This is a genomic window from Psychrobacter sp. SHUES1 (genome assembly GCF_001652315.1).
Lineage (GTDB): Bacteria > Pseudomonadota > Gammaproteobacteria > Pseudomonadales > Moraxellaceae > Psychrobacter > Psychrobacter faecalis.
Window position 1 is genome coordinate 76,304 of sequence record NZ_LXWA01000106.1, and the last position, 6,606, is coordinate 82,909.

The 6,606-nt window shown below is 43.8% G+C and carries 5 protein-coding genes and 1 pseudogene; all 6 read left to right on the plus strand.

Annotation, left to right across the window (positions count from 1 at the left end; translation table 11 throughout):
* The first annotated feature begins 372 nt into the window (after positions 1 to 372).
* Positions 373 to 1,365, plus strand: coding sequence for a protease SohB (gene sohB / locus A7325_RS12860; RefSeq protein WP_346014745.1), 993 nt, complete (start codon positions 373 to 375; stop codon positions 1,363 to 1,365).
* 293 nt (positions 1,366 to 1,658) lie between these two features.
* Positions 1,659 to 2,909 carry an acyl-CoA dehydrogenase family protein gene (locus tag A7325_RS12865; protein WP_068408775.1) on the plus strand — a complete coding sequence of 417 codons (1,251 nt, stop codon included), beginning with the start codon at positions 1,659 to 1,661 and terminating at the stop codon, positions 2,907 to 2,909.
* 140 nt (positions 2,910 to 3,049) lie between these two features.
* Positions 3,050 to 4,333, plus strand: a complete 1,284-nt coding sequence (locus tag A7325_RS12870; protein ID WP_068408749.1) for a phosphotransferase family protein — start codon at positions 3,050 to 3,052, stop codon at positions 4,331 to 4,333.
* A 90-nt stretch (positions 4,334 to 4,423) separates the two neighbouring features.
* Entirely contained in the window at positions 4,424 to 5,182 is a 759-nt protein-coding gene (locus A7325_RS12875) for a histidine phosphatase family protein (RefSeq protein WP_068408751.1), read from the plus strand.
* A 240-nt stretch (positions 5,183 to 5,422) separates the two neighbouring features.
* Positions 5,423 to 6,292 carry an SDR family oxidoreductase gene (locus tag A7325_RS12880; RefSeq protein WP_068408752.1) on the plus strand — a complete coding sequence of 290 codons (870 nt, stop codon included), beginning with the start codon at positions 5,423 to 5,425 and terminating at the stop codon, positions 6,290 to 6,292.
* 126 nt (positions 6,293 to 6,418) lie between these two features.
* Positions 6,419 to 6,606: pseudogene (locus tag A7325_RS12885) on the plus strand (IS982 family transposase); the annotation flags it as partial.

A 6,606-nucleotide genomic window follows, 5' to 3' on the forward strand; every position in this document is an offset into this window, starting at 1 on the left:
GAAATACAATAATGCAGCCGCTAGCGTGTAATATAAGCGCCGTGCCTTTGAGCATTTAGCCAAAAAAGCACGAATAACGCGATATAAGACAAATGGTCATCACGTTGGCTGCAGAAAATTTGGTGTAAACGCATATTATGCCTAATCTGCCTTTGTTATACAACCTGTGGCGTCCAATCAGTAGTGTTCAAACGAAGTGCAGGGACGTATCAGTAGAGGTGGTATTTATGCAGTAGTATTTGTCTTGGGTTAAATATTGTCATTTTGCTTGAAAATACTAGTCACTGTGCGCATATCAAGCTAACTTATTAAACCGTATTAAAACCCCTTCAATTATTTATTAAAATTATTTATTTCAACTATCAAGGAATCCTGCTCATGCTTTTTCATCCTTCTAAAAATCCTGTTGAGCTAAGAGTTATCCATCTCAATAAAAGCCAAGAGCAACGTCGTGAAGATCTGATGGAGGCAACGCAAGGTAAAGCGGCGCTTAAACAACTTAAAAAAACCATGGCGAAAAAAGCCAAGCAAGCATTAAAAGTAAAAAATAAGAGTAAAAACAAAAAGAATAATAGCGATGAGAAGCAGCAAGTTTTTGTGCTTGATTTTGATGGCGATATCAAAGCCACAGCGGTGAAGCACTTACGCGAAGAAATCAGCACGCTCATCAGTACTGCCAATAAAGGCGATGAAGTGGTCGTACGCTTAGAGTCGGGCGGCGGTTTGGTTCATGGTTATGGCTTGGCAGCGGCACAATTATCACGTTTAAAAGATGCCGGTCTAAAGCTTACCGTCTGTGTCGATAAAGTCGCGGCCAGTGGCGGTTATATGATGGCATGCGTCGCCGACAATATCGTTGCCGCACCCTTTGCGATAATTGGTTCAATCGGTGTGGTCTCGCAATTACCAAACTTCCATAAATGGCTCAAAAATCATGATGTTGATTACGAGATGTTCACCGCAGGTGACTATAAGCGCACCGTGACTGTGTTTGGTGAAAATGACGCCGAAGACCGCGCTAAATATCAAGAAGAGCTGGAGCAGACGCACGAGTTATTTAAGCACTTCGTTAATACCTATCGTCCAACACTGGATGTCGCTAAAGTCGCTACTGGTGAGCATTGGTATGGTGAAGATGCGCTAAAACTTAACTTAATTGATAGCTTGCAAACCTCTGACAGTTATATTTTAGAGCGTATGGAAAATAATGAAGTGTATGCGCTGCATTCACGTCAAAAGCCAACGCTTGCCGAAAAATTGGGTTTATCACAAGCCGCAGAAGCCACACTCAGCATGGCGATTGATAAGCTACCAGATGCACTGGCGCGTTTTGATTTAGAGAGCCGCTTAAACATCCTAAAATAAGTCTAAATATCATGAGGTTAATTGATAGCTAGCGTTCTAGTATTTCAACAGCGAATCGTGCATTGTTTGTATTTTGTAAAAGGCGTGTCCTAGCGGGTCGCGCCTTTTTTGCTGTTTAATCGCAAATGCTGTGTTATAAATGGGGCAGATAAAACAGAGTATACGTACGTACACTATAAAATCTCATTAATCTTTTTATGCAATCTCAACACATAGAATTTTGATGTGAATTTCATAAAAGCCATTAATCATCAGTAAAGAAAAGGATGTCAACTATGTCTACCGACACATTAATGTTTACCGCCAGCGAACATGGTCAAGCCATGCATGCCAAAGTCAAAGAGTTTATCGAAACCCAAATCGAGCCAATAGAAGCACAGTTTTGGGCGGACTGTCATGCGCAAAACCCTGATGGTAATTGGAAAAATTGGCGCTGGCCAGAAAAGTACGAGAGCCTACGTAAACAAGCGCGTGAAGCGGGTTTATGGAATTTATTTTTACCTGATGATAAGCTTGGGGCTGGGCTGTCGGTTACTGATTATGCACCGATTGCCGAGCTCACCGGTCGCAGTTTGCTCGCGCCTTATGTCTTTAATTGTAATGCCCCTGATAGCGGAAATATGGAGCTGTTATGGCGTTATGGTTCACAGGAGCAGCAAGATAAATGGCTAACGCCGATATTAGAAGGTAAAACGCGTTCGGTATTTTGTATGACTGAGCCTGATGTGGCGTCAAGTGATGCAACCAATATGCAAGCGACTGCTGTCGTCGATGGCGATGAGATTGTTATCGATGGTAGCAAGTGGTGGTCATCGGGTCTTGGCGACCCTGCCGTCGATGTTTTGATTGTCATGGCTTATACTCCTGATGAGGATAAAGACCGTCACCATCAGCATTCGATGGTCTTGGTGCCAGCAAACACCGCAGGCGTTAACATCGAACGTATGTTAAAGGTATTTGGTGATTACGATGCGCCGCACGGTCATGGCGAAGTCCGCTTTAATAATGTGCGTGTGCCGTCTGGTAACTTTATCGGTGGGCCTGGTATGGGCTTTGAGATTGCGCAAGGTCGCCTAGGACCAGGTCGTATTCACCATTGCATGCGCTGTATTGGTGCTGCCGAAAAGTCTCTTGAGCTCGCGGTTAAGCGCGGTATGCAGCGTACCGCGTTTGGTAAGCCTCTGCTACAATTAGGCGGTAACTTTGAGCGTATCGCTGACGCCCGTATCAAAATTGACCAAGCGCGTTTATTGACACTATACGCGGCGCAAAAAATGGACGCGAAGGGGACCAAAGCGGCATTGACTGAAATCTCTGCCATTAAAGTCGTTGCACCGACTGTCTTGCAAGAAGTGGTTGATATGGCGATTCAAATTCACGGTGGCATGGGTGTTTGTCAAGATACGATGTTGCCTGCTTTCTTTGCACAAGCTCGCGCACTACGTTTAGCCGATGGTCCTGATGAAGTACATAAAACCATGATTGCCAAATTAGAATTAAAACGCCAAGGTTTTAGCCGCTCGTCTAAACCTCCTAAATCTTAAAAAGTCGGCTACATTGTCATTTAAATTATATGACCAAAAATTCACTATCGATGATTTGATAGTGAATTTTTAACTCTTAAGCTTTTATAAACAACAAATAACTGGTAAAAAATAAACGACCACACGATAAGGAATGTCTTATGGCAACTGAACATCATGCCAACCATACTGATGCTGACAATCAAACCGTTAATAAAGTTTTAGATAAAGGCGGCGAAGTGCGCGAGGGCGAAGAGCTTGACGCCAAAGCGGTCAGCGACTGGCTACGCGAGCAAGGCGTTGATATAAAAGGCGAGCCAACGGTGACACAATTCTCAGGTGGCGCTTCAAACTGGACTTACCGGCTGCAATATGAAGGCGAAGGTGACGGCCAAGATTTGATTTTACGCCGTCCGCCAAAAGGCACCAAAGCCAAATCGGCACATGATATGGTGCGCGAATATACCGTGCAAAAAGCTTTAAAAGATGCTTATCCCTATGTACCAAAAATGGTCGCGCTGTGTACTGATGAAGACGTTATTGGCGCAGACTTTTATGTCATGGAGCGAATGGAAGGTATCATTCCGCGGGCTAATTTGCCAAAAGGCGTCGATTTAAACGAAGCGCAAACACGCGAGTTATGTACCAATGTCATCGACGCTTTGATTGAGTTGCATGAAGTCGATTATACCAAGCACCCTGATTTGGTAAATCTTGGTCGCGGCGAAGGTTATTGTGAGCGTCAAGTGACGGGCTGGGATAAGCGTTATGTCAAAGCCAAAACGCCCAATGTGCCAAGCTTTGCTTTGGTAAGACAATGGCTTGGCAAGCACACGCCTGCCGATAGTAAAACTTGTGTTATCCATAATGATTGGCGCTTTGATAATGTGATTTTGGCGGCTGATGATCCGACCAAGGTCATCGGTGTGCTCGATTGGGAAATGGCTACCTTAGGCGACCCTTTGATGGATTTGGGTAGCGCTTTAGCGTATTGGATTGAAGAAGATGACAACATCATCATGCAGCAATCTCGCCGTCAGCCAACGCATTTAAAAGGCATGATGACCCGTGATGAAGTGGTAACCTATTATCTTAAAAAGACGGGCCTTAAGATAGACAACTGGACGTTTTATGAAGTGTTTGGACTATTTCGCCTAGCCGGTATCGTGCAGCAGATTTATTATCGTTATTATAATAAACAAACCAGCAATCCAGCTTTTAAGAACTTTTGGATTATCGTCCATGTCTTACATGCTAAATGTCTCAAGCTGATTGCTCAGTATGAAGGCGAGGCTTTATTTATAAGCCACGTGCAACCGCATCTACAAGATATAGGCGTCGATGCGGCGATGGTCGAGCAACTACCAAGTCCGATTCAAACGGTTATCAAGGGCATTTTACCAAAAAGCTATTTTGGACAAAGTAATTCTAAAGCTAAAGAATAAACGCTTTAAACGCATAGTAAATGCACAAATTTATAGCCGTTGATTCAATCTAAAAAATTTAAAAAAGTACGATTAATAAGGCAATGTTTTATGACAACCATACTTTTAGCGCGTCATGGTCAAGCGTCATTTGGGCAAGAAGATTACGACCAGCTCTCAGAGCTTGGTAGTATGCAGGCGCAAATGCTGGGTCAGCATTATGCAACGACCCAGCGCCGAATCGATGCGATTTTTAGCGGTAGTTTGGTTAGGCAGCAAGATTCTGCGCGCCATTTTTGGCAAAGTTATCAGTCATCTTTTGGCGAGAGTAACGAAAAACCAAGCGTAACTGCCATCAATCTAGATGAGCCTGATAGCTATGTACTGCCGCAGTTTGATGAGTTTAATCATAAAGATGTACTGATAAAATCTAATCCTGCTTTTGCTAGCCGTGTGGGAATTGCTGCTGAGATTGCTAAAGCAGAGGTGCCAGTCACACGGCTGGCAGAGTTGTTTGACGACGCGATGCAGCGTTGGCATGCGGGCGAAAACGACAGTGATTATATCGAAAGCTGGCTACAGTTTAATGAGCGCGCCAAGCAAGCGCTTGAGCAAGTACGTCAACAAGTTGCCAATTTGCAGTTAGGCGTTGACAGTACGGTTTTGGTGTTTACCTCGGGTGGTATTATCGCTGCGATCACTGCGCAGTTATTACAGCAGGGCAGCTCAACAGCCTATCAAATCAATAAAAGTTTGGTCAACACTGGCGTGACATCGCTGACGCTTAAAAATGAACGGAGTCGCCTGTTGTCTTTGAACGAATACAGTCATTTATTTGCTGAGGGCAAACGCTTTGTGACTTGGCGCTAAAAAACAAAGATCAAAGTCTTAAAGCCAGTTAATTAAAAACATCGTGAAGCGGTTACTGTAACTAGGTAGCCGTTTTTTATGGTTTTAAAATCAATCATTACAGGGTGAAAGTAGTTTGATTCTATGCTGCTTTAGGTTGCTTGCGTGTTTGCTTTAGGCTATAACTGCTAAACTTACTCTGTAGATTTACGTTACGATAGACAGTCGACGTCATTTATATGAATACCAATAGGATGGTTTATGAAAAATAAATTAATAAACTTAGTGACCAGTAGCGCTAACCACCATAAAAATCAGTTATTTAGTGCCATTCAGCCAGCGCGTTATCTGAAAGGTTTAAATAAGCAACAGGTTGGCCGCGGTAAAACGGTTTTAATCACTGGCGCAAGCTCAGGGTTAGGCGAGGGTATGGCAAGACTCTTTGCAAAACTTGGTTATAATCTTGCCATTTGCGCCCGCCGTACTGATCGTTTAGAAAATTTAAAAACCGAGCTATCGGCGCAGTATCCTGATATCCGTATTGAATACCGTGTCTTGGATGTCAGTGATTACGATGCGATATTCGAGGTGTTTGATGGGTTCGCAGCGGATTTTGGTCATATTGATCGCGTGGTGGTCAATGCCGGCGTCGGTGATAGCCGCCGGATTGGCAAAGGGCGCTTTGATACCAATCGCAAAACCGTCGAGATTAACTTCATCTCAGCGCTTGCCCAATGTGAAGCGGCGATGAATATTTTCCGAGCTCAAAATAGCGGTCATCTGGTGGTGATATCTAGTATGTCAGCGATGCGCGGCTTGCCTAAGCATTTGACCGCTTATGGCGCAAGTAAAGCGGGTTTAGCACATCTTGCAGAAGGTATCCGTGCCGATATGCTATTGACCAAATTGCCGATTAAGGTATCGACCATTTATCCAGGTTATGTGCGCACCGAAATCAATGAAAATGCCAAACCTTTACCGTTTGAAGTAGATGCAGAAACAGGCACCAAAGCGATCGTTGCTGCGATTGAGGCAGAAGTAGACGAAGCTTGCGTGCCAAGCCTGCCATGGTCGATTGTCGGTCAAGCGATGAAGCATTTGCCATTACAAGTGGTTAATAGAGTCAGCTGATAGCGGTTGTGTTGTTATTAATTTTAACCCCAGTTCGGGATAAGGGCTCAAAAAAAGATAAAAAAAGAAGTCCAAAGTTGCTAAAGTAAGTTTACTAAGACCACTTAAGCAAAAAGGACTTCTTACATGGACAACCTAACCGAGCTATACTGCCATATTGACGACTTTTATCAGCAATTCAAACCTGAGTTTGAGGCTCACTTAATCGCAACGGGCCGTCAACGGCTAAGAGCATGCAAGATAAGTGTATCAGAGATGATGACCATCTTGGTACTGTTTCATCAACTGCGGTATCGACAGTTTAAGTCTTTTTA